The organism is Cryobacterium arcticum (assembly GCF_003185895.1).
Classification (GTDB): domain Bacteria; phylum Actinomycetota; class Actinomycetes; order Actinomycetales; family Microbacteriaceae; genus Cryobacterium; species Cryobacterium arcticum.
This window is the reverse complement of sequence record NZ_QHLY01000009.1, coordinates 106,918-130,020: the sequence shown is the minus strand read 5'-3', so window position 1 is coordinate 130,020 and position 23,103 is coordinate 106,918. Positions and strand designations below refer to the sequence as shown.

Here is a 23,103-nt window from a genome sequence, read left to right as displayed (position 1 = left end):
CGTCTCAGTTCAGGGTGATGTCGGCGGTCAGGGGCAGCTCGGCCACGCTCGTGCCCGCTTCGAGCAGGTACCCGCCGGTCTCGTAGTGCCAGCCGTCCTGCCAGTCGGCGAACGCCCGCTCCGGCACCCGGACGTCTACGCTGACGGTCTCCCCCGCCGCCGCCGTGACCGGCGCGAAGCCGACCAGCCAGCGCACCGGCCGGTCGATCGCGGAGTCGGCGCGGGAGGCGTAGACCTGCACGACCTGCTTGCCGGTGCGGTCGCCGGTGTTGGTGAGGGTGACCGTCGCCGTCGCGATGCCGGTCCTCGCCAGAGCGGCGTCGTCAACTCTCAGCCCGTCCAGGCTCCAGGTGGTGTAGCCCAGGCCGTGCCCGAACGGGTACGCCGGTTCGGTTCCGGCCTTGAGCCAGGCCCGGTAGCCGATGTGGATGCCCTCGTCGTAGCGCACCACCCCATCGTCGGGGGTGACGTTGAACACCGGCACATCCGCCAGGGTTGCCGGCCAGGTGGTGGGCAGGCGCCCGCCCGGCTCGGCCTCGCCCAGCAGAATGGCCGCCACAGCGTCGCCGTACTCCTGGCCGCCGAACCAGCTGAGCAGGATTGCGGCCACGTCCTCGCGCCACGGCATCAGCACCGGGGAGCCGGAGTTGACCACCACGACGGTGCGCGGGTTGACCGCGGCCACGGCGCGCACGAGGTCATCCTGCCGGCCCGGCAGGTTGAGGTCGCTGCGGTCGTAGCCCTCGGACTCGACTTTGGAGTTCGTGCCCACGACGAGCACCACCACGTCGGCGGCCTCCGCGGCGGCGACGGCTTCGGCGATGAGCGCATCCGGGGTGGACAGGTCGGGTTCGATGCCGATGGTGATCGACAGGGCACCCATCAGTGCACCCTCCGGGGTGATGTCGTACTCGACGACGAGGTCGATCGGCTCTCCCTCGGTCACCTGCACGGCGATGGAGGCGGAAGGCGGCGACAGGAAGGCGGCGCCCAGGTCGGTGCCTTCCGGAACGACGTTCTCCTCGTGCAGCAGCTCGCCGTTCACGAGGATGCGCCCGTTGCCGGCGGTGGCGAAGCCGAGCAGGATCTCACCGGTGGCCTCCGGCGTGTACCTGGTGCTGAAGTCCAGCACCTTCGAGGTCGCGATCGGGGCGTCGCCGCCGAACCAGACCAGCGCGGTGGCGCGGCGGTCCTCGACAAAGAGCTCGCCGCCATCCGCGTCGAGGAATCGCACCCGGGCGCCGGGCTCACCGGTGTGCGGGTTGACGATGCTGGTCAACGGCAGTTCGGCGATGCCCTCCTGCACGACGGCACCCACGGAGTAGGTCACCGCGGCGTCAGGCAGCGCTTTGAGCAGGCCGTCGATCGGGGTGATCACGCGTTCGGGCAGCACAGTGGCGCTGCCGCCGCCCTGGGTGCGCGCAAACCGGGCGTTGTGCCCGATCACGGCCACCTTCGTCAGCTTGTCGGCGGCCCAGGGCAGCTCGCCGCTGTTCTGCACCAGCACGCTGCCGGCGATCTCGGCCTCCTTGGCGAAGCGGATGCCGTCTTCGACGACCACGGGTGCGGCCACGGCGGGCTCGAAGCCCTCGAGAGCACCCACCCGGGCGGCGAGACGCAGGATGCGCAGCACCTTGCGGTCGATCGCGGCTTCGTCCACCTCCCCGGCGATGACGGCGGCGACCAGGGCATCGCCCCACGGGCCGGCCGGTCCGGGCATGACGAGGTCCTGCGAGTAGCGGGCGCTGTTGACGCTGCGCACCGCGGTCCAGTCGCTGATCACCACGCCGTCGAAGCCCCACTCGGAGTTCAGCGGGGTTTCCAGCAGGTCGTTCTCCGTGACGGTGTCGCCGTTGACGGAGTTGTACGAGCTCATCACGAGCCAGGCGTGCGCCTCGGTAATGGCCTCCTCGAACGCGAGCAGGTAGAGCTCACGCAGGGCCCGGTCGTCCACGACGACGTTGGCGGTGAACCGGTCGGTTTCGAAGTCGTTGGCGATGTAGTGCTTGGGGGTGGCGCCCACGCCGTTCTCCTGCACGCCCTCCACGTAGGCTGCGGCGAGCCGGGCGGTGAGGACCGGGTCTTCGCTGAAGGCCTCGAAGTGCCGGCCGCCGAGCGGCGACCGATGCAGGTTGATGGTCGGGCCGAGCACCACGTCCACGCCCTTGCGCCGGGCTTCGACGGCCGCAACGTTGCCGTAACGGCGGGCGATGGCCGGGTCCCAGGCAGCGCCGAGTGCCGTGGACGACGGGAGGTTCAGCGACGGGGACCGTTCGTCCCACACCTCGCCGCGCACCCCGCTGGGGCCGTCGGAGACGAGGATGCGGCGCAGGCCGATCTTCTCGATCGGGGCAGTGGTCCAGAAGTCGCGGCCGGTGAGCAGCAGCACCTTATCGGCCAGGGTGAGTTGTTCGAGCAAGGCCAGGAGTCTGGCATCCGAGCTGGGCGTGGTGACCGCGGCTTCGAGTTCGTTGGAGATCGTCATGGTGCGAATCGCTTTCGTGGGAATCGGGGTCGAAGTGAGGGGGACCCGTGCGGACAATTGGTCCCGGCGCACCGGGTGCAGTTGTCCGCACGGGAAACAGGTGTGGGTCGGGTGGCGGTGCGGGTCAGGCGGCTCCGGCCTCGAGGCCGGCGCGCTCCTGCTCGACCATCAGGCGCTGCCGCACCGCACGGCGCTGTTCCTGCCGGTCGGGATCGGGCACCGGCGCGGCCAGGAACAGCCGCTGCGTGTAGGGGTGCACGGGGTCGCCGGTGACCTGGTCGCCGGCGCCCCACTCCACGATCTCACCGTGGTACATCACGGCGACCCGGTGGCTGAGGTGCCGCACCACGGCGAGGTCGTGCGAGACGAAGAGGTAGGCCACGCCCGTGCGTTCCTGGATCTCCTTGAACAGGTCGAGCACACGCGCCTGGGTGGACAGGTCCAGCGCCGAGACCGGCTCGTCGCAGACGATCAGCCTCGGGTCCAGCGCCAGCGCGCGGGCGATCGCGATGCGCTGCCGTTGCCCTCCGGAGAACTCCCGCGGAAGCCGGTCGGCGGCGTTGCTCGGGAGGCCCACCTGGTCGAGCAGGTCGAGCACCCGCTTGGAGGCATCCTTCTTGGCGACTTTGCGCACCGTGAGCGGCTCCACCAGGATCTGCTCGATGGTGAGGCTCGGGTTCAGCGAGGTGTACGGGTCTTGGAAGACCACCTGGATCTCGCTGGAGAGCGACTTCCGCTCCCGGCGGCCGAGGTGCGCGATGTCCTTGCCGCGGTAGACGATCTCGCCGCCGGTGACCGGTGCCAGGCCGAGCACCGCACGGCCCAGGGTGGTCTTGCCCGAGCCGGACTCGCCGACCAGCCCCACGGTCTCGCCCGGGCGGATGTCGAGGGAGACGCCTTTCAGGGCCTGGAACGGCTCCTTGCGAAACCCCTTGATCGGGTACTCGACGATGACGTTCTTCACGTCGAGCAGAAGTTCGGTCATGACTGCGCTCCAATGGTGTCGGAGATACTGGGGGTCGCCAGCGCGGCGGCGGCGGCGCGACCGGAGTTGCCCTCGTCGAGGTCCCCCCTCGCTTCGCCGTCTTCGAGGATCGCCGCGAGCAGCGACTGGGTGTACGGATGCTTCGCCTGGGTGAAGATGGCCCGCACCGGTCCGGTTTCGATCACCCGGCCGTCGCGCATCACCGAGACCCGGTCGCACAGGTCGGCGACGACGCCGAAGTTGTGCGTGACGAGCACGACACCCATATTCAGTTCGCTCTGCAGCTCACGCAGCAGGTCGAGCACCTCCGCCTGCACGGTCACGTCCAGAGCGGTGGTGGGCTCGTCGGCGATGAGCAGGTCGGGGTCGCAGGACACGGCGCCGGCAATGAGCACCCGCTGAGCCATGCCGCCGGACACCTCGTGCGGGTAGGCCGCGAAGGTGCGCTCCGGGTTGGGGATGCCTACCCGGGCCAGCAGCTTCAGCGCCCGCTGGGTGGCCTCCTTCTTGGAGATACCCAGGCAGACCCGCATCGGTTCGACCAGCTGGCTGCCGATCGTGAACGCGGAGTCGAGGTTCGACATCGGTTCCTGCGGAATGTAGGCGATCTTCTTGCCGCGGATCTTCGTCATCTCCTTCTCGGAGGCCAGGGCAAGGTCTTTGCCCTCGAAGAAGATCGCGCCGCCGGTGACCCGGCCGCCGTCGGGCAGCAGGCGCAGGATCGACCAGGCGGTCTGGGTCTTGCCCGAGCCGGATTCACCGATCAGGCCGTGCACCTCGCCGCGGCGCACCGTGAGCGACACGTCGTGCACGACGGTCTTCACGGTGCCGTCCGGCTGGTCGTAGCCGATCGCGAGGTCACGCACATCCAGCAGCACCTCGCCGGTACGTCCGGAAGAGGAGAGGTCTTCGGCGTGGAAAACGGCGGCGGTCTTGTTCACGTCGGCAGGGCGCAGCGGCGGGCGGCGGCGGGCCTTGGCCTTGCCGCTGCGCTCGAGCAGATCGCGCATGGTGTTGGCCAGCAGGGTGAGCGCCACGCAGGTGAGGGCGATCACGACGCTCGGCCAGAGGATGAGCAGCGGCTCCTTGTAGATCTGGCGGAACCCGTCGTTGAGCATGGTGCCCCAGGTGGGGATCGACTGGTCGCCGAGGCCGAGGAAGTCGAGCCCGGCCTGGATGGCGATGGCGATGCCGAGCACCATGGCGGACTGGATGATGACGGGGGCGCGCACCACGGTGAGGATGTGCTTGCCGATGATGCGGGTGTCGCCGAGGCCCGCGACCCTGGCAGCATCCACGTACAGCTCATTGCGCACCGCGGTGACGGAGGCGTAGACGAGCCTGAAGAAAGCCGGCGAGAGCAGCACGCCGAAGATCATCATGGACAGCCACATCGACGGGCCGAGCACCGAGCGGGCGGCCAGCAGCACGACGATGCCGGGCAGCGCCATCAGGAGGCCGGTTAGCCAGGACGACACCGAGTCGAACCACTTGCCGTAGTAGCCGGCGATGAGTCCGCCGGTGACACCGATGACCAGGGCGATCAGCAGGGCCAGGGCAGCGCCGGCAAGGCTGAACCGGCCGGCGAAGATCAGGCGGGAGAACACGTCGCGGCCCGAGCTGTCGAAGCCGAGCGGATGCCCGTCGGCGGGCCCGCCGAGCACATCCTGGATGGACGACGAGTTGGGGTCGTGCGGGGCGAGCAGCGGGGCGAAGATCGCGCTGAGCACGAGCAGGGTGAGGAACAGCATCGTGGCCAGGCCCACGGGGTTGCGCAGCAGGCGGGAGAACAATGAGCGGCGTGCGGCGCGGGGCAGCGCCGGCGCCATGACGGTGGGAGTGAGGTCGATCATGAGAGGCGCACCTTCGGGTTCAGCCAGCCCTGGAGCAGGTCGATGAGCAGGTTGACGATGACGACGATGGCGGCGGTGGCCACCACCAGGCCCATCACCATGGGGATGTCACCCTGGGTCGTGGCCTGCACGGACACCTGGCCGAGGCCGGGGATCGCGAAGATCTGTTCCACGATGACGGCGCCGCCGAGGAGGCCGACGAACTGCACGGCCAGCACGGCGAGGGCGGGACCGCCGGCGTTGCGCAGCACATGCTTGAACACCACCCGGTTGAAGGAAAGACCACGGCTACGCAGGGTGCGCACGTAGTCCTGACGAAGCGCATCCACGACGGAGCCGCGTACCTGCTGGGCCACACCGGCGATGCCTCCGATGGCCAGAGCAATGATCGGCAGGGTGACGCTGGCGGCCCATCCGGTGGGCGAATCAGCGAACGCGGTGTAACCGGTGGGCTTGAACCATTTGAGGTTGAGGGCGAACAAAGTCACCAGTCCCAGGGCGATGAGGAAGCCGGGGATGGCGAAACCGAGGATGGAGACGGCCTGCACGACCTTGTCTGCCCAGCCGCCGCGGATGGCAGCCCAGACACCGAGCGCCACGGCCACGACGGCGATGAGGATGATGGCGCCGATGACGATGGAGAGGGTCACGGCGAGGCGGGAGGTGATGCCCTCGGTGACGAGCTGTCCGGTGAACCAGGAGCTGCCCAGGTCGCCGCGCACGGCACCGGAGAGCCAGTCGAAGTACTGCTCATAGAGCGGCCGGTTGAGGCCGAGCTGCTCGCTCTTTTGCGCGACGGTTTCGGGGGTCGCCATCTGCCCGAGAATGCGGCGGGCAATGTCGCCGCCGCCGATGTAGAGCAGGGAGAAAGCGATCGTGGAGATGAGCAAGAGGAGGACGATGCCCGAGAGCAGCCGCCGGAGAATGAATCTGAACACCGTTGTTCCTGACTGTTATGCAACCAGCGTGAGAGGGAACCGGCCCGGACCGGGTCGGGACGGCCGGGCCGCGCAGGAAGCGCGGCCCGGCCGGACTACCTAGGAGGCGGGGGTGAAGTTCCAGAGGTAGGGGTAGGTGTTGCCGACCTGGGTTTCCACCTGGGTCTGGGCATCCGTCGCGTAGTTGGACTGCACGCGGTACCAGGGAGCGAACCAGGCCTGCTCGACGATGTAGGCGTTGAGTTCCTTGAGCGCCGCATCCGCTTCATCACCAGTGGTGCTGCCGATGGTGGCGACGAGGGCGTCAACGGTCGGGTCCTGGTACTTGGTGGGGTTGAACGTGGCACCCGGGGTGAGCTCGAAGTTGATCAGAGCCCAGTCGTTGTCCTGCTGCAGCTGCATCCACGTGACCCCGTACTTGGGAGCGAGGAGGTCGGCGATGAAGTTGGTGCCGGTGTCGGTGTAGTTCACCGTGATGCCGACATCCTTCAGCTGCTGCTCGATGAGGGTGAAGACCGCCGGGTTGCCGAGCGAGGTGCTGGGCATGTCCAGGGTGAGTCCATCGGCGTAGCCGGCCTCGGCGAGCAGCTTCTTGGCCTCGTCGGGATCGTAGGCGTAGCGGTCATCGAGCTCGGGGTCGTAGGCCGCGGAGGACTCGGGGAAGATCTGCGTGGTGGGAGTGCCGAGTCCTTCGCCGACGGCCGTGAGCATGGCCGGGCCGTCGATGGCGTAGTTGAGGGCCTGACGGACCTTGACGTCGGCGAGGGCGGGGTTCAGGGTTCCGGCACGGTCGAAGAGGATCAGGCCGGTCCAATCGAGCTCGAACGGGTTGAGGGTGTAGCCGGCGGCTTCGACCTCGGCGTTGTTGGTGTTGTCGCCGAGCTTGGCGCCGTTGATCTGGCCACCCTTGACAGCGTTCAGCATTGACGTGGTGTCGGCGTAGACCTTGAGGGACAGGTTGTCGTAGTGCACGCTGTCCGGGTCCCAGTAGTCGGGGTTCTTGGTGAACTCGTATGAGGTTCCGACCACGGTCTTGTCGGTGTCCAGGATGTACGGGCCGGACCCGACCGGGTTGGTCGCGGCGTCAGCGGCACCGAATGCGGCGGGACTGCCCTGCATGCCGGCGTTCTGGGTCAGGTAGTGCAGCAGCGCGGGGTCCGGCTGGGTGAGGGTGAGCTCGACGGTGGTGTCGTCGATCGCCGCAGCGGAGCCGAGCGAGGCGAGGAACGAAGCGTTGGCCGAGCTGCCGTCCCGGAACCGGGTGAGGTTCTGCGCCGCGGCATCCGCGTTGAACGTGGTGCCGTCGGTGAACGTCACGTCGTCGCGCAAGGTGAGGGTGAGCACGGTGTTGGTGTCGTCGTAGGCCCACTCGGTGGCCAGACTCGGCTGCAGTTCGCCCGACGGGTCTTCCTTGAGCAGGGTGTCGTAGACGGCCTGCCCGTACGGGGACTCGTTGGCGAAGTTCATGTTGGCGGCCTCGAAGGTCGTGGCCGGCAGCAGGACGCCCAGGGTGAGGGTGCTTGACCCTGATTCTCCAGACGAGGAGTTACTCGCCGAGCAACCCGTGAGAGCCAACGCGGCAACGGCGACTGCGGCCGTCAGGCTTTTCCATCGGAACATCGGTGTTCCCTTTCGCTACGTGCAGTCCGTCGTTGGGCCGCCTCGAAAACCGAAGCTAACACGAAAAGCGAATAGTCGGTAGGTTTTCGCCGAATTGTTACCAAGCGCGATAGAGTCGCCCCATGATCACCTCGGAAACGGCGCGCAAGCCGCGCGGCGCCTATGCCAAGACGGCGGGACGGCGCCGGGAGATCCTCGAGGCCGGCATGGATGTCTTCGCCACGAACGGCTTCCGCAGTGGCTCCATCCGGGAGATCGCCGAGGTCGTGGGCATGAGCCAGGCCGGCCTGCTGCACCATTTTTCCAACAAGAACGAGCTGCTCGCCGGCGTGCTCGAGCTGCGCGATGACCGTGCGACGGAGTATGTCGACACCTCCGCCCCGGCCAGCATCGAGACCATCCGTGGCTTCGTGCGGCTGATCGATTACAACGCCCACCAGGTGCCCGGCCTGGTGGAACTGCACTGCGTGCTCTCCGCCGAGGCGACCTCGCCCGAGCATCCTGCCCATGACTATTTTGTGCGCCGGTACGACTGGGTGCTCTCGTTTCTCACCGCCGCGTTCGAAACGATGCGTGCGGATGGGCAGCTTGCCGCCGGCATCGACCCGGCCAGCGCCGCGCGAGGAATGATCGCCATGAGCGACGGCCTACAGGTGCAATGGCTGCTGAACCGCGATGCCCTGGATATGGCCGAAGAAATGCGCAACTACCTGCGCCCCCTCCTCACGGTCGAGCTCTAGCCTCAGCCGGCGGCGTGCGCGGCGAGCTTCGCGGTGAAATCGCCGAAGAGCAGGCGCAGGTCCAGCCGGGTGTACACCCGCATCGGCCGCGGGCCCTGCCGGGGAATGGTGTCGTAGGACCCGTCAGCGCGGATGCGGGGCACCACCCGGGTGACGTACTCGCTTGAGGACGGATCCGCCTCGAACGAGGACTGCAGCGCGGTGAGCAATACCAGCGGGCTGTCGCCGAGAATGTAGGTCTCGCCGATGGTGAAGCCGTGCTCGGCGCCCAGCACGGCGACCCGGGCAAGCGCGTCGTAGAGGTGCGCGCCGATGGCGCCGTGCGGGCGCACCTCCGTGAGCAGTTCGGCCCAGGAGAACAGCGTCTGCCGGTAGGCGTCACGCGGCACCTGCCAGATCGGCATGAACGAGTCGAAGATCACCCGGGCGGCCGGGATGTCGATGGCGAGGTTGTATTCCGGGCCGTGCGACCCGGGCGGCGGTACGGCCAGGCCATCGTGCTCGGGTCCGCCGATCCAGACCAGGGTGAGGCGTGCGGCGATGCGTGGTTCGAGCAGGTAGGCGCTCGCGATCTCGGTGAGCCCCGCTCCGCAGGCCACGAACAGGGGCAGGTCGGTGTCGGTGCGCATGGCTTCCGCGATGATCGCATCCGTCGCCGCGGAGCGAATCGGCGACAGCGGGTCGGTCATGCCCACGTTCGAGCCGGCCAGCACCGGAATCGTGCCGGTGCGGCCCAACAGCTCGAGCACGGTGCGGGCGGCCGCGGCGGCGTTGTCCGCGGTCTGCTCGCTCGGGTCGAAACCATCGCCGGGTTTCAGGTGCGAACCGATGACCGCGCGGATCTCCACCGACGGCGACAACACATGGTGCACGAGCTGCACGAGGCCGTCCGGGTCGCCCGAGAAGTCGTTGTCGATGATCACACGGGCGCGCGGCCGCACGATCCGGCGCAGCTCTGTCTCGATTGATGTCAACGCTGGCGCCTTCCCGGTAGGGACATTTTCTGACGAGTGTAGTGGCCAGCCTCCCGCAGCGGTCGCGGCATTCGCGCAACCACACGGACGCGCCGACGCTCGCGGCACGCGTTCGTCCCCACGGCACGCATTCGTGCACGTGCCTCCGGGAGCAACTCGTGCCGCGACCGGCTGCGAGCGCCGCCAAGCCCGGGGCTGCGGCGGCTACTGCGGGGCCATGCGGATGCCGCCGTCCAGGCGGATGGTCTCTCCGTTGAGCATCGGGTTCTCCACGATGTGACGCACCAGCGCGGCGTACTCGGTCGGGTCGCCCAACCGGGCCGGATGCGGCACCTGGGCACCGAGGGAGGCGCGGGCCTCGGCGGGGAGGCCCTGCAAGAGCGGGGTGTCGAACAGGCCGGGCGCGATGGTGACCACCCGGATCAGCGTGCGGGCGAACTCCCGCGCCAACGGGAGGGTCATCGCCGCCACCCCGCCCTTCGATGCGGCGTAGGCGGCCTGGCCGATCTGGCCGTCGAAAGCGGCGACGGAGGCCGTGTTCACGATCACGCCGCGCTCGGGGGTGCCGCCGTCGTCGGTGCCGATCGGATCGGTCGCCTGCATCGCCGCAGCGGCGAGCCGCACCACGTTGAACGTGCCGAGCAGGTTGACCCGCAGCACCCTCTCGAAATCGGCCAGCGGTTGCGGACCCTGCCGGCCCACCGTGCGGGCGGCGGAGGCGATGCCGGCGCAGTTGACCACGATCCGCAGCGGCGCCAGGTGCCCGGCTGCCTCGACGGCGGCCTGCACATCGGCCTCCGCGGTTACATCCCCTGCGCGGAATATAGCCGGGTATCCGGCTCCGCCCTGCGCACGCTCGCCCAGTTCGGCGGCCCGTTCGGCGCCGGCGGAGCCGGCCAGGTCGACCATCACCACGTGCGCCCCGGCCGCTTGCAGCGCTCGCGCGGTGGCGAGTCCGAGGCCGGAGGCGGCGCCGGTGACGAGGGCGGAGCATCCGTTGATGCGCACGGTCAGAGCCGTTCGATGATGGTGGCGTTGGCCATGCCGCCGCCCTCGCACATGGTTTGCAGGCCGTACCGGCCCCCGCCGGTTTCGAGGCTGCTGAGCAGGGTACCGAGCAGTCGGGTGCCAGAGGAGCCCAGTGCGTGACCGAGGGCGATCGCGCCGCCGGAGGCGTTGAGCTTGCTCAGGTCGGCGTGCAGTTCGCGTTGCCAGACCAGCGGCACGCAGGCGAACGCCTCGTTCACCTCGTAGGCGTCGAGGTCATCGATGTCGAGGCCCGACCGGGCCAGGATCCGCCGGGTGGCGGGGATCACGCCGGTGAGCATGAGCAGCGGGTCACTGCCGGTGACCGCGAAGCTGTGGAACCGGGCCCGCGGGGTGAGGCCAAGCGCCGCGGCACGGCTGGCGCTCATGATTAGGGCCGCCGAGGCGCCGTCGGTGAGCGGGGACGAGTTGCCCGCGGTGATCTGCCAGTCCACCTCGGGAAACCGGGCGGCGAGTTCGTCGGTGCGGAACGCCAGCGGCAGGTCCGCGAGGGTCTCGACGGTGGTCCTGCGCCGGATGGTCTCGTCGCCGAAGAGTTGCCGGCCGCCGGGCAGCGTGACCGGAACCATGGCTGCGTCGAAACCGCCGTGTTCGGCGGTGGCCGCGGCGAGCTGGTGCGAGCGGGCGGCGTACTCGTCGAGTTCGGTGCGGGTGAGCCCCCACTTGGCGCTGATCAGCTCGGCCGAGACGCCCTGACCCACCAGGCCGGCGGGATAGCGCTCGTGCATCAACCGGCCGTGCGGGTCCTGGCTGGCGACCGCGGACCAGGCGGTGGGTGAACCCCAGCCCTCGGTGCGCCCGGCCGCGTCGCTGCCGCCGGCCGGAGTGGGGCCGCCGGCGGAGCCGAGCGGCACCCGGCTCATCGATTCGACGCCGCAGGCGATCACGATGTCGTAGCTTCCGGCGATCACGCCCTGCGCGGCGAAGGTGGCGGCCTGCTGGCTGGAGCCGCACTGCCGATCGATGGTGGTGCCGGGCACCGAGTCTGGGAACCCGGCGCTGAGCAGCGCGGTGCGGGTGATGTTGGTGTTCTGCTCCCCCACCTGGGTGAGGCATCCGCCGATCACGTCGTCGATCAGCGCCGGGTCGAGATCGTTGCGCCGCACCAGGTCGCTCAGCACCCCCGCGAGCAGGTCGGCCGGGTGCAGGCCGGAGAGCGCCCCGCCGGGCTTGCCGCGGCCGGAGGGAGTGCGCACAACGTCGACGATGACAGCATCATTGCTCATGACCCCAGCCTAGGCGGGTGCGCCTATCGCGCGTGCGATTCGGCTCAGCCGGAGAGGGCCCACATCGCGACGGCGCTGGCGGCGGCCACATTGAGGGAGTCGATGCCGTGCTTCATCGGAATCTGCACCACGGAGTCCGAACTGGCCAGAGCCTCGGCGGTGAGCCCCTCCCCCTCTGCTCCGAGAAGGAGGGCGAGACGGGCGTGCTGTTCGCCGTGGAAGTCGCGGAGGCTCACGGCATCGTCGGTGAGCGCGAGCGCGGCGACGTGGAAGCCGTGCTCGGTGAGCAAGGCGCGGGTGCTCACCCAGTCGCCAACCCGGGTCCACGGCACCTGCAGCACCGTGCCCATCGACACCCGGATGGCGCGGCGGTAGAACGGGTCGGAGCAGCGGGGAGTGACCAGGATGGCGTCGGCCCCGATCGCGCCGGCCGAGCGGAAGATGGCGCCCACATTGGTGGGGTCGGTGACATTCTCCAGAATCAGGATGCGGCGGGCATCCGCCAGCAGCGCGGCCGGCTCGGGCAGCGCGGGCCGGTGCATCGCGGCGATGAGGCCCCGGTGCAACACGTATCCGGTGAGCTCGGTGAGCAGCTCACCCTGGCCCACGAACACCGGCACGTCGTCGCCGACCAGGGCACGCGCCTCGTCGAGCGTGTTCGCCAGGGTGAGCACCGACCGGGCCCGGTGGCCGGCGCGCAACGCCCGCTCGAGCACCAGCGCGGACTCGGCGATGTACAGTCCGTGCTCGGTGCCGCGCGCCTTCTTCAGCGCCACATCGGTGGACTGGGTGTAGTCGCCCAACCGGGGATCGCTCAGGTCGGAAATCTCAATAACGGGCATCCGAAAAGCCTAGTAACTCGCGAGCTGTGAGCTTTACCCCGAAAACGTCATGGTTTCGGTGCTTAGGTCACAGCTCGCGAAGGGTTAGGCGGCGAAGGGGTCGGGCGTGAGGGTGTACTTGGTGGAGAGGTATTCGTGGATGCCCTCCGTGCCGCCCTCCCGGCCGAGCCCGGAGTGCTTGACGCCGCCGAACGGGGCGGCCGCGTTGGAGACCACGCCCATGTTCAGCCCCATCATGCCGGTCTGCAGCCGTTCGATCATGCGCTGCCCGCGGGCGAGGTCCTGGGTGTACACGTAGCTGACCAGCCCGAATTCGGTGTCATTGGCGATGCGCACCGCATCCTCTTCGTCGTCGAAGGGGATGATCGACAGCACCGGTCCGAAGATCTCTTCGCGCAGGATGTCGCTGCCCGGCTGAACTCCGCTGATCACGGTGGGCTCGTAAAAGGTGCCCACCCGGTCCACGGCGTGCCCGCCGGTGAGCAGCGTCGCGCCGCGGCCGAGGGCGTCCTGCACCAGGGTGTCGGCTTTCGCCACGGCATCCTCGTTGATCAGCGGTCCGATCTTCACGCCGGCCTCGGTGCCCCGGCCGACGGTGAAACCGGTGACGGCGTCGGTGACCCGGCGGGCGAATTCGTCGGCGACGGAGGCCTGCACGATGAACCGGTTCGCCGCGGTGCAGGCCTGGCCCACGTTGCGGAACTTGGCGGCCAGGGCGCCCTCCACGGCACGGTCCAGGTCGGCGTCGCCGAACACCAGGAACGGGGCGTTGCCGCCGAGCTCCATCGAGGTGCGCAGCACGTTCTGCGCCGACTGCTGGATGAGCTTCTGGCCGACCGCGGTGGAGCCGGTGAAGCTGAGTTTGCGCAGCCGCTTGTCGGCGATTATCGGGCCGGAGACATCCGCCGAGGTCGAAGTGGTGAGCACATTCACGACACCGGCCGGCAGGCCGCCCTCCTCGAGCAGTTTGACCAGGTAGAGGGTGGTGAGCGGGGTGAGCTCGGCGGGCTTGATCACCACGGTGCAGCCCGCGGCGAGCGCCGGAGCGATCTTGCGGGTGGCCATCGCCAGGGGGAAGTTCCACGGTGTGATCAGCAAGCACGGTCCGACCGGGTGCTGGGACACGATCATGCGTCCTGTGCCCTCCGGGTTCGTGCCGTAGCGGCCCGTGATGCGCACCGCCTCCTCGCTGAACCAGCGCAGGAACTCTCCGCCGTAGGCGACTTCGCCATACGCCTCGGCCAGCGGTTTGCCCATCTCCAGCGTCATCAGCAGGGCGAACTCGTGTTTGCGTTCCTGCAGCAGTTCGAAGCTGCGTCGCAGCACTTCGCCGCGCACCCGGGGCGGGGTCGCGGCCCAGGCATCCTGCGCGGCTACGGCGGCGTCGAGCGCGGCCAATCCATCGGCGACACCGGCGTCGGCGATGGTCTTGATCACCTTGCCCGTGGCCGGGTCGTGCACGGTGAGGGTCTTCCCGTCGATTGCGGGCACCCACTCCCCGTTGATGTAGAGCTCGTTCGGAACGTGCTGGAGCAACTCTGCTTCGGTTACGTGGGCCACTGTGCCTCCTATGAAGTCGTCGACTTCAAATGTACTCGGGTGCCACGGGCCGGCCCCGGCTACCGTGTCGCGCGTGCCACCCGGTCGGCCGGGAGCACGCCCAGGCACAGCAGGGTGACGATGAGTTGCAGCATCCCGGTGCCGAAGTACAGGGTGTGCAGAAAGGAGTAGCCGGGCAGGATGATCAGTTCCACGTAGATCCAGATCACCATGCCGAACCCGGCGACCGCGGCGGCGGCCGGGTACCAGGGCTGCCGGCGGTGTTGCAGCAGCACGGCCAGCGCCTGGGTGCCGCCCACCACGATCAGCAGAATGACCCCGGGGCCCACGTAGGAGTCGAACGGGCTGCCGGCGAGCCAGCTCATCGGCATGCCCATGCCGTTCGCGGCGATCAACCCGATGCCGCCTCCGAGGGCCGAGAGAAGGTTGAACCAGCCCACCACCAGCAGCGCGAGCCACCACAGTCGGCGGGGGCGGAGAAGGACGGTACCGGGCACGGCGGAGCTGATGGATGCGGGATGGTGCGCCATGTCTTGCATCCTGTTCCTCCGGCGAACGCGTCACAATCCCCAGCTCGGGGTGCGCGGCTGCCTGGAGTCTCGAGCAGCACCCTCCCGCGAGAAGGCAGTTGAGGGCAGTGCCACCCGCCGCAACTGCCCCCAACTGACCTCTCGCTGGCGGCCTCAGGGCTACAGGCCGGAGAGAGTGCCGCGCACGATCGAGTCGCCCGAGTGCGCCGGGTTACCGTCGTCGGGTTCGGCGGAAACGTCCACCACGGGGTATTCGGCCAGGTCGATCCCGGCCGGGATACTGAACCGGCCGGTCGCTCCGTCGAGCAGCCCCACGCTGACCAGGCCGGTCGCGTCGGCGGTGAGCAGCCAGACCTCGCGCAGCCCGCCGGCATCCGCCCCACCGTCGACGTCGACCACCACCTCCCGGCGGCCGTCGGCGTCTTCCTCCAGATAGGCGCGCCCGCTGGCGGTCCAGCCCGGCAATGCGTCGAGTTGAGCCTCCGCGATCACCGGCAGCGGCTCCGGTGCCCGCGCCGCTTGCCACCAGACCGTGGCTCCGATGCCGCCGAGCACCCCCACCAGGCAGGCGGCCGCGGCGACCGGCAGCCAGCGGCGGCGCCTGGGAAGCTCGACGACGGATGCCGGCGGCCGCACCATCCCGGCAGCACTCTCGTCGACCACAGCGGCGTCGACGGAAGTGTCGACTCCACGGCGCGGCGGCGCTGCGACGGCGTCGGAGAGGCCGAGGGCGGCGTGGATGCGCCCCCACACGGCATCCGCCGGTTTGACGAGGTCGACGCTGCCGGCGGTGCGGCCGATCAGAACGGTGCGGCGCAGCGCGTCGAGCTCGCCCGTGCAGGCGGGGCAGCTCTGCAGGTGTTCACGTTCGGCGGGGCTGAGGTCCAGCTCGGCCAGCGCGACCAGGGCGAGCGTGTCGCGGTCAAGATGCGTCATCGTTCGCCTCCAATCGGGTACGCAGCCGGGTCAGGCTACGGCGGATATGGCTCTTCACCGTGCCCAGCGGCAATCCGAGGCTATCGGCGATCTGCACGTGGGTGAGGTCGTCGTAGAAGGCAAGCCGCATCACCCGCTGTGGCACGGGGTCGAGCCGGTTCAGTTCCTCGCCGAGCAACAGCCGTTCGGCCACGTCGGCCGACTCGTCGACCGCGAACAACGGGGTGTCCTCCACCACCGCCAGTTCGATCCGCCGCCGCCGGGCACGGGCTTCGTGGGCGTCGGCGATGGTGTGCCGGGCAATGCCCACGATCCAGGCCGGCAGCGCCGCCCGGCTCTCGTCGAACCCGGCGCGTCCCTGCCAGGCGGCGATGAAGACCTTCTGGGTGACATCTTCGGCCTCGCCGGTGTCACCCAGCGAGCGCACCGCCAGCGTGTACACCAGCGACGACCAGCGCGCATACGCCTCGGCGAGGGCCCGCTCATCGCCCGCCCGGAAGTCCGCGACCAGGCGGGCCTGATCGCGTTCGTCCGGGGTGCTGGCAAGGGGTGCGGTCACGTCGTTGTGCGGCCTCCGTGTGGAATGACCCGGCCTGTGCTCATACATATCAGTGCCTGCACACTCGGCGGGTCGGGGTTCGGGTGCGGCCAGCATAGCCATGCTCCGCGCGCATCGGCAGCCCCACGAGTGGTGTCATGGCACCGGCACCGCCGTCACGATCACATTCGACAGGTAGCGCTTGGCCTCGTAGTCGAATTCACCGCCGCAGGTGACGAGGGTGAGCCGGGCCGCTCCGGTGCGGTCGAACACGGCGCCCCACGGCACATCCGGCTTCGCGACAACGTCGACGGATGCGACGGCGTAGCGGTGCACGGCCCCGTCGGCAGTATCGAGCAGGATCTCCGTGCCCGCCGGAGCGTCGGCCAGCTGGGCGAACGGGCCGATGTCATAGACCAGGGAGTCGACGTGCGCGGCGACAACCGTGGCGCCGGCGGCGCTGCCGGGCCCGGAGCCGTAGCGGTACCAGGCGGCCACGGCCGGGTTCGCGGGCAGCGCCATGGCGCTGTTGTCCCCCGTACCCACCGCTTCGATCGGCATGTCGATGCCGAGAGTCTCGACCCGCACCCGCACCGGGGCGCTGGCCGGCGCCGGCTGCCGGTCCAGCGCGGCCGCCTGGCGGGGAACGTTGCCGGTGGCGAGCGGTGCAGGGTCCGGTGTCTCGGTCGGCGTCACAACACCAGCGGAGGGGTCCGGGGCGGCGGTCGCCCCGGCCACGGCCCCGGAACCACCGGCAGGATCAGTATCGGTGGTTCCGGCGGCCGGGCCGGCGCATCCGCTGAGCAGAACCGCCAGCAGTCCGACCGCGAGGACCGGGACGGCGACGACGTTGCGGCGGGTGCCGCCCCGGGCAGAGCGGATCACGGTGAACACCCGAACCGGAACACCGTGACCCGCAGCCTGAGTCCGTGGCCCGCGCTCAGTGCCGAGCCTCGGCGCGCCGGGTGCCGTAGACCGCGGCGACGCTGATGCCGAGCACCAGGATCAGCGCGGCACCCCCGAACCACCAGCCGGATGCGTCGCCGGGCTGATTCGTGGCGACCAGGCCGGCGTTCCCGGCGGGGATGCCGTCCGGGTTGGAGTGCATGCCGCCCACGGTCTGGATCGCCAGGGCCAGGTTGGAGTCGGTGAGGCTGCCCCAGGCGTAGACGATCGTGTTCGTGCCTTCGGCCACGGTCACATCCGCCGGGCCGATCACCGGGTCGGTGGTGCCCGTTGCGGCCACGGAGGCCGACACCGTGCCGGCCGGCAGGGTGAGCAGCGACTCGTTCGGGTTGCTCAGGTTGGTGATCACGGCAGTACCGCCTGCGAGTACGTCCACCGCCGGGGCCGCGGCCACGTGCCGCACCGTCAGCCGGCCCTCGCCGGCGGCGAGGGTGGCGGTGTCATTTGTGAACAGGGTGGCGGTCGGGGTGCCGGCCGCGTCGAGGTGGGCCACGGCGGTGTAGTTCATACCGGCCTCGAGGGGCAGGTCCACCGGACCGATGGCCGGGGCGCTCGCGTCGGCGGCATCGGCGGCGGTGATCGCCACGGTGTAGGTTCCCGCCGGCAGGTCGAGGGGGCCCGCCAGGTCGCCGGGCTCGAAGTTGTCGAGGGTGAGGTCGCCGTTGACGTACACGTCGACGGTGAGCCCGGGCACGGCATGCAGCACCGAGAGCTGGGCGTCGCCCTCGGCGGCGTACGCCGGGGCCAGCCCTGCGAGGGCGACAAGGGCGCCGGCTGCGACGCCGGCGGCAAGGGTCTTGCGCATGGTTTCCTCCAGTCAGTGGAACGGAAGCGGAAACCAGTAAGGTTTCCGTTACCCGTTACTTCCCGGAGGATGGCCGATTCGGATGCACCCCCGCCAAGAAATGTTTCAGGCGGATTCGATCCGTTCGGAGCTGGCGAGCACCGCGCCGGCGTGCGCCAGTTCGGCCAGCGCCTGGTCGCTCGAGTCTGCGGCGACCCCGGCCACGAGGTCGGTGAACACCCGCACATGCTGGCCGTGCTCGAGCGCGTCGAGCCCCGAGGCGCGCACGCAGTAGTCGGTGGCGAGGCCGACCAGGTCGACATCCGTCACCCCAGCCGCGATGAGCAGCTCGCCGAACTTCTCGCCGGCGTCGTCGATGCCGTCGAAGATGGAGTAGCCGGGCTGGCCCTGGCCCTTGCGGATGTGCACCGCCGATTCCGGCAGCAACAGCGCCGGATGGTATTCGGCGCCTGTGGTCTCGGCCACGCAGTGCACCGGCCAGGTGTCGACGAAGTCGGGTGCGTCGTTCACGGCGAAGTGGCCGTTGTTGCCGCCCTCGGCGTCGTGCCAGTCGCGGGAGGCAAAAATGTGGTCGTAGCTGTGCGGATGCGCCGCGAGCAACGCGCTGATCGCCGCGGCCACCGCCGCACCGCCGGTGACCGCCAGTGCACCGCCCTCGGTGAAGTCATTCTGAACGTCGATGATGACCAGTGCGCGGGTCACGGCAAGCTCCTGTCGGGTCGAGGTCAGTAGTTCGCGAGGTTGTTCCCGCAGCGGAAGAACCCCGTGGTGATGGTGTCGATCGCTTGCTTCGCATTATCGCCCACATCACCGAGCGCGTAAACGGCGAAGGTGAGGGTGCTGCCGTCCTGCGCGTTGATGATGCCGGCGAGGGTGTAGCCGGTGTCGATCCAGCCGGTTTTGGCGAACACGGCGCCATCGGCATCCGCATTGTCGCCGGTGAACCGGTCACTGTACGAGAGCGAACCGGAATCGCCGCCGGCGACCGGCAGACCGTCGAAGATCACGCCGAGGTTGCCCTCCCTGGCGTCGATCTGGCGGAACAACTGGGTGAGGTATGCCGGCGGGATGGCGTTGTTGTCGGAAAGCCCGGAGCCGTCGGTGATGAGGATGCCGGTGGTGTCGATACCGTACGTCTCCAGACCGGCGAGCACGGCGGGCTGGATGGCCTCGAAGGTGTTGCCGGTGCCGCTCTTGACGGCCACGAGCCGGGCGAGCATCTCGGCGAGGGCGTTGTCGGAGACGATGAGGGACTGTTGGATCAGGATCGAGACCGGCTGGGACTCGACCGAAGCCAACTGTTCGGCGCCCTCGGGCGCGGTGCCCACGGTCACGCTCACGTCGCCGCCGAGTTCGTCGGCGAAGGCCGCGCCGGCCCGGGCAACCGGGTCGTCGCTGCGCGCGGAGGTGCTGTTGTACGGGTTGTCGCGGTCGCCGTCCACCTGCAGGGCGGTGATCAGGGGCATGTAGCCGTCGGTCTGCTCCTTGCGGTCCCAGCTGGGCTCCCAGCCCGGATCACCGAAGTACGAGGAGTCCAGCACGACCGAGGTGATGGCGGTGTTGCCCATGGCGGTGCGGGCCTGCTCGGCGAGCGCGTCGAGGTGCGCGGCCCCGCCATAGAAGGAGTCGTCGCCGGTGGGCGTGCTCGACAGGGTGAGATCTCCGCCGCCGACGAGAACCACCTGGCCGGGTTCGGAGCCGGCGACGACGGTTGTGGTGGCGCGGTAGTCGGGGCCGAGCACGCTCAGCGCCGCCGCCGAGGTGAGCACCTTCATGACGCTGGCGGCCCGGGACGCCGTGGTGCCGCCCCGGTCGAAGAGGATTTCGCCGGTGTCGGCGTTCACGACCTGGGCCTGGAAGTCGCCCAGCCGTGAATCCGCGGCCAGGTCAGCAACCGAGCAGGTGCGCAGAGGGCTCGCGACCGTGGCGACGGCCGGCGCCGGCCGTAGCTCGGGCGTCGTCGGGGTCGGCGTCGGCATCGGGGTTTCGGTCTCGCTGGGCACGGCGGCGACCGGCTTCGGATCGAGTCCGCCGGTGGCCGCCCCGGCCCAGACGGCACCACTGCCGAGCAGCACGAACGCCACGGCCGCGGCAATGATCAGGCGCAGCCGGCGCGCGGCGGCGGGGCGGTCGGGCGGCACGGATGCAGCGGATGCGGCCGATCCCAGCGCCGGCGTGCCCGGGTTGGTCGGCGTGCCCGGATTGCCCGGGGTGCCCGCCTCGGCAGGGTCGACCGGGTCGGGTACGGGCCGTTCTGGTGTATCCACCAACGCATTTTAGCGAGCGAGGGTGGGAGCCCGGTCAGAGTGGCGGCGTGGGGAGCGCGCATCCGCTGGGGTGATAGGTCTTCAGTTGACGACGAAGGGCGCCAGGACGGCAAACGCCCCAGCTGAAAGCAGGCCGCTTGTGCTGTCGTCGCCTCACGCCGCGCGGTCAACACTCGTGGCGCAGGAAACTGCTCGTGGCGCAGGAAATTGCTCGTGGCGCAGCGAAATGTGGTCGTTATCGTGCGCCACGAGAAGGATCCTGCGCCACGACAAACATCGTGCGCCACGAAAGCCGTGGAAGCGGGTCACCGGGGCACGGGTTGACCGTCGCGGCACGCGTTCGTCCCGGCCGCACGTGTTCTACCGCGGGCCGCGGCGCTTTACACGTGCCGCGACGCGAAACACGTGCCGCGGGATGCCTCTGCCCGGGGCCGGCCTAATCCTCGGGGTAGACCAGTCCGATCTGGGCGCGGATGGCGTCGAGGGTCTCCATGATCTGCACCGACTCGGTCACGGTGAGCAGGTCGCTGGTGATCAGGCCGGCGGCCACGAGGCGTTGGGCTTCGAGGGCCTGGAAGTGCATGCCGCGGCCGACGAAGGCGGGCGTCTCGTAGGACTCGACAACCTCGTTGGCGCTGTCGTAGACCCGGAACGAGGTGGGCGAGTACCAGACCTCGTCGATGTCGATCCGGCCATCGGTGCCGAGGATGTTGGCCGTGTTGGGTCCCTTGGTGTCACTCGCGCTGAGCAGCGACGCGATCTGGCCGCCCGGGTAGCGGAAGATCGTGGCGACCTGGGCATCCGCCCCCGTGTCCTTGAACGTGGCCGAAGCCAGGATCGTCTCGGGCCGGCCGAACAGGGCCGACGCGAACGACACCGGGTAGATGCCGAGGTCGAGCAGGGCGCCGCCGCCGAGGGCCAGCGCGTTGATGCGGTGGTTCGGGTCGTCGGGCAGATCCTGGGTGTGATCGGCGATCAGGCTGTGCACCTCGCCCAGCGCGCCCTCGGCGATGAGATCGCGGATGCGCGCCATGTGCGGCAGGAACCGGGTCCACATGGCCTCGAGCAGCAGCAGGTTCTTGCTCTCGGCGAGCGCCACCAGGGTGCGCGCTTCGGCGGCGTTCACGGTGATCGGCTTCTCCACCAGCACGTGCTTGCCGGCGTTCAGCGCCAGCGCGGCGTTGGCGGCGTGAAAGGGGTGCGGGGTGGACACGTAGATGATGTCGACCTCGGGGTCGGCCACGAGGTCTTCGTAGCTCGGGTGCGCCGTGGGGATGCCGAATTCGGCGGCGAACGCATCCGCCGACGCCTGGCTACGGCTGCCGACGGCCTGCACGGTGAAGCCGTTCTTCACCAGGTCGCCGGTGAAAGCGTGGGCGATTCCGCCCGTGGCCAGGATTCCCCAGCGGAGTGCATCAGTCATGGTGCGAGCCTAGCGAAATCTTCCGGCCGGTCACCAGAACGGCGTGTTATTGTGCCGGTCATGACTGAAAAGACGTTCGACGAAAAGCGCCACGACCAGCTCACCACCGCTCCGAAGGCCGACGAGGGCGATGCCGCCCCGCGGATCACCATCGAAGAGGAGGCCGACGGCGTGAAGCGCATCGACGTGGCCGACACCGCAGCGGTGCGCCCGGGCAAGCCGGAACCGCGCACCACCGAGTAGGCAGCCCGGTCAGACGACCGTCACCGGGCGTTCGCCGGATGGTCACCCCATCCGCCTACGCTGGCTCCCGTGAGCGAGAATCAGCTTCTCCACCAGCGCATCAGCCCGCCCCGCACGGTTGTGCCCAGCCCGGTGTCACCGCCGCGCCCGACCCGCCTCGATCCGCCGGACTTCTCCTTCCGCAACTCCCCCGCCGACCTGCTCTGCCGGTCGCTGTGGCAGCTGGTGGGCGTCTACGTCTTCGTGGTGCTGCTGGTCAAGGACCGTCGGCTGCCGCGGTAACGCCTCCGGAATCGCTCAGTCAGCCAGTGCCACGGTGAGCACGCGGTCCGCGATCGCCCGGTAGCCCGCCTCGTTCACGTGCACCCGGTCGGGTCCGATCATGTCCTCCTCGATCACCACCGGGTCGATCAGGCTGACGTAGTCCGCGCCGACGCGGGCCGCCGCAGCCTGCACCCAGGCATCCAGCTCCACGATGAGATCGGTGGCCGGCTCCGCGGTGGACGGTCCGACGGCGATGATGCGCGCGTTCGGCAGGCCCTGCCGGATCTGGTCGTAGGTCGCGTCGACGGCCGCCCGCACCCGGTCGGGATCGGCCGCGAGCGCCGCCCGGTCGTTCTGGCCGCCGGCGATGAGCACCACGTCGGGGGCCGCGGCGATCACGCCGGGCACGCGCTCCACGTAAGTGGGGCAGTATTCGAGGCCGCACGCACTCATGACTGAGGTGGTGACGAAACCCGTTCCGCCCAGTCCTTGATTCACCTCGGTCCAGCCGGCGTCAGCGGCAACGAGGGTCGACCAGCGCTGCTCCGCCGGCACCGGCGGGAACCCCTGGGTATACGAGTCGCCGAGGAAGACCGCCACCGGGAGCGGATCGGCCGAGGTCGGCGCTGTTGACGAGACTGTGGCCGGTGCTGAAGGATCCGACGGGGCGGGCTGGGAAGCGGTCGGGCCCCGGCCACCGAGCGTTGCCGCGACGACCGCGACGCCGATCGCCAGCAGCACCACCCCGCCCAGCACCAGGAGCGGCCAGCGGCGGTGCGGTGCAGTGCTCGGCGTGGTGGTCTCAGTCATGACCCCAGCCTAAGAGTCGGCACCGGTCGGGTGAGATGGTGATCCATGCCG

General features: G+C 69.5%; 22 protein-coding genes. 3 read left to right on the top strand and 19 right to left on the bottom strand.

The annotated features are described in order from the left end of the window. Positions 1-4: 4 nt before the first annotated feature. The 5 genes from CTB96_RS08675 to CTB96_RS08655 form a co-directional block, all read right to left on the bottom strand. Entirely contained in the window at positions 5-2,485 is a 2,481-nt protein-coding gene (locus tag CTB96_RS08675) for a beta-glucosidase family protein (protein ID WP_110126529.1), read from the bottom strand. 124 nt (positions 2,486-2,609) lie between these two features. Next, positions 2,610-3,470, bottom strand: coding sequence for an ATP-binding cassette domain-containing protein (locus tag CTB96_RS08670; RefSeq protein ID WP_110126528.1), 861 nt, complete (start codon positions 3,468-3,470; stop codon positions 2,610-2,612). Next, positions 3,467-5,323: a dipeptide/oligopeptide/nickel ABC transporter permease/ATP-binding protein gene (locus CTB96_RS08665; protein ID WP_110126527.1), complete on the bottom strand. Its 1,857-nt coding sequence runs from the start codon at positions 5,321-5,323 to the stop codon at positions 3,467-3,469. Before CTB96_RS08665 ends, CTB96_RS08670 begins: the two co-directional genes overlap by 4 nt. Then, entirely contained in the window at positions 5,320-6,261 is a 942-nt protein-coding gene (locus tag CTB96_RS08660; protein ID WP_110126526.1) for an ABC transporter permease, read from the bottom strand. Before CTB96_RS08660 ends, CTB96_RS08665 begins: the two co-directional genes overlap by 4 nt. Before the next feature lie 99 nt (positions 6,262-6,360). After that, a complete protein-coding gene (locus CTB96_RS08655) occupies positions 6,361-7,881 on the bottom strand; it encodes an ABC transporter substrate-binding protein (RefSeq protein WP_110126525.1) in 1,521 nt (506 codons plus the stop codon). A 122-nt stretch (positions 7,882-8,003) separates the two neighbouring features. Here CTB96_RS08655 and CTB96_RS08650 point away from each other — a divergent pair, with 122 nt between their 5' ends. Further along, positions 8,004-8,621 carry a TetR/AcrR family transcriptional regulator gene (locus CTB96_RS08650; RefSeq protein WP_110126524.1) on the top strand — a complete coding sequence of 206 codons (618 nt, stop codon included), beginning with the start codon at positions 8,004-8,006 and terminating at the stop codon, positions 8,619-8,621. A 2-nt stretch (positions 8,622-8,623) separates the two neighbouring features. Here CTB96_RS08650 and CTB96_RS08645 read toward each other — a convergent pair whose 3' ends face one another. The 13 genes from CTB96_RS08645 to CTB96_RS08585 all read right to left on the bottom strand — a co-directional run bounded on the left by CTB96_RS08645 (position 8,624) and on the right by CTB96_RS08585 (position 21,735). Continuing rightward, the gene (locus CTB96_RS08645) at positions 8,624-9,595 is read right to left on the bottom strand and encodes a nucleoside hydrolase (protein WP_219993239.1); all 972 of its coding nucleotides are present in this window, start codon (positions 9,593-9,595) and stop codon (positions 8,624-8,626) included. A 204-nt stretch (positions 9,596-9,799) separates the two neighbouring features. Next, positions 9,800-10,603: an SDR family NAD(P)-dependent oxidoreductase gene (locus CTB96_RS08640; RefSeq protein WP_110126523.1), complete on the bottom strand. Its 804-nt coding sequence runs from the start codon at positions 10,601-10,603 to the stop codon at positions 9,800-9,802. Between the two features lie 2 nt (positions 10,604-10,605). Then, on the bottom strand, positions 10,606-11,868 hold the full coding sequence (locus CTB96_RS08635) for a thiolase family protein (RefSeq protein WP_110126522.1): 1,263 nt from the start codon (positions 11,866-11,868) through the stop codon (positions 10,606-10,608). A gap of 44 nt (positions 11,869-11,912) precedes the next feature. Beyond that, positions 11,913-12,710, bottom strand: a complete 798-nt coding sequence (locus tag CTB96_RS08630; RefSeq protein WP_110126521.1) for a TrmH family RNA methyltransferase — start codon at positions 12,708-12,710, stop codon at positions 11,913-11,915. Positions 12,711-12,794: 84 nt separating this feature from the next. After that, positions 12,795-14,270 (bottom strand): NAD-dependent succinate-semialdehyde dehydrogenase, encoded by a 1,476-nt coding sequence (locus tag CTB96_RS08625; protein ID WP_110126520.1) that lies wholly within the window; start codon positions 14,268-14,270, stop codon positions 12,795-12,797. A 59-nt stretch (positions 14,271-14,329) separates the two neighbouring features. Then, positions 14,330-14,800 (bottom strand): hypothetical protein, encoded by a 471-nt coding sequence (locus tag CTB96_RS08620; RefSeq protein ID WP_110126519.1) that lies wholly within the window; start codon positions 14,798-14,800, stop codon positions 14,330-14,332. A gap of 159 nt (positions 14,801-14,959) precedes the next feature. After that, positions 14,960-15,736: an anti-sigma factor gene (locus CTB96_RS08615; protein ID WP_110126518.1), complete on the bottom strand. Its 777-nt coding sequence runs from the start codon at positions 15,734-15,736 to the stop codon at positions 14,960-14,962. Beyond that, entirely contained in the window at positions 15,723-16,295 is a 573-nt protein-coding gene (locus CTB96_RS08610) for an RNA polymerase sigma factor (protein ID WP_248283289.1), read from the bottom strand. Before CTB96_RS08610 ends, CTB96_RS08615 begins: the two co-directional genes overlap by 14 nt. A 135-nt stretch (positions 16,296-16,430) precedes the next feature. Next, a complete protein-coding gene (locus CTB96_RS08605) occupies positions 16,431-17,159 on the bottom strand; it encodes a class F sortase (RefSeq protein WP_146215776.1) in 729 nt (242 codons plus the stop codon). A 55-nt stretch (positions 17,160-17,214) separates the two neighbouring features. Next, the gene (locus CTB96_RS08600; protein WP_110126515.1) at positions 17,215-18,045 is read right to left on the bottom strand and encodes a DUF4397 domain-containing protein; all 831 of its coding nucleotides are present in this window, start codon (positions 18,043-18,045) and stop codon (positions 17,215-17,217) included. Positions 18,046-18,150: 105 nt separating this feature from the next. Continuing rightward, positions 18,151-18,747: an isochorismatase family protein gene (locus CTB96_RS08595; protein WP_110126514.1), complete on the bottom strand. Its 597-nt coding sequence runs from the start codon at positions 18,745-18,747 to the stop codon at positions 18,151-18,153. Positions 18,748-18,770: 23 nt separating this feature from the next. Further along, positions 18,771-20,312, bottom strand: a complete 1,542-nt coding sequence (gene dacB / locus CTB96_RS08590; protein ID WP_248283288.1) for a D-alanyl-D-alanine carboxypeptidase/D-alanyl-D-alanine endopeptidase — start codon at positions 20,310-20,312, stop codon at positions 18,771-18,773. 436 nt (positions 20,313-20,748) lie between these two features. Then, entirely contained in the window at positions 20,749-21,735 is a 987-nt protein-coding gene (locus CTB96_RS08585) for a Gfo/Idh/MocA family protein (protein WP_110126512.1), read from the bottom strand. A 60-nt stretch (positions 21,736-21,795) separates the two neighbouring features. Here CTB96_RS08585 and CTB96_RS08580 point away from each other — a divergent pair, with 60 nt between their 5' ends. Both CTB96_RS08580 and CTB96_RS08575 read left to right on the top strand, forming a co-directional pair. Then, positions 21,796-21,978, top strand: a complete 183-nt coding sequence (locus CTB96_RS08580) for a multidrug transporter (protein WP_110126634.1) — start codon at positions 21,796-21,798, stop codon at positions 21,976-21,978. Between the two features lie 69 nt (positions 21,979-22,047). Beyond that, a complete protein-coding gene (locus CTB96_RS08575) occupies positions 22,048-22,260 on the top strand; it encodes a hypothetical protein (RefSeq protein ID WP_110126511.1) in 213 nt (70 codons plus the stop codon). A 15-nt stretch (positions 22,261-22,275) separates the two neighbouring features. On the opposite strand, the gene CTB96_RS08570 is transcribed toward CTB96_RS08575, so the two are convergent. Continuing rightward, complete coding sequence (locus CTB96_RS08570; protein ID WP_110126510.1) at positions 22,276-23,052, bottom strand: SGNH/GDSL hydrolase family protein; 777 nt, start codon at positions 23,050-23,052, stop codon at positions 22,276-22,278. Positions 23,053-23,103 lie beyond the last annotated feature (51 nt).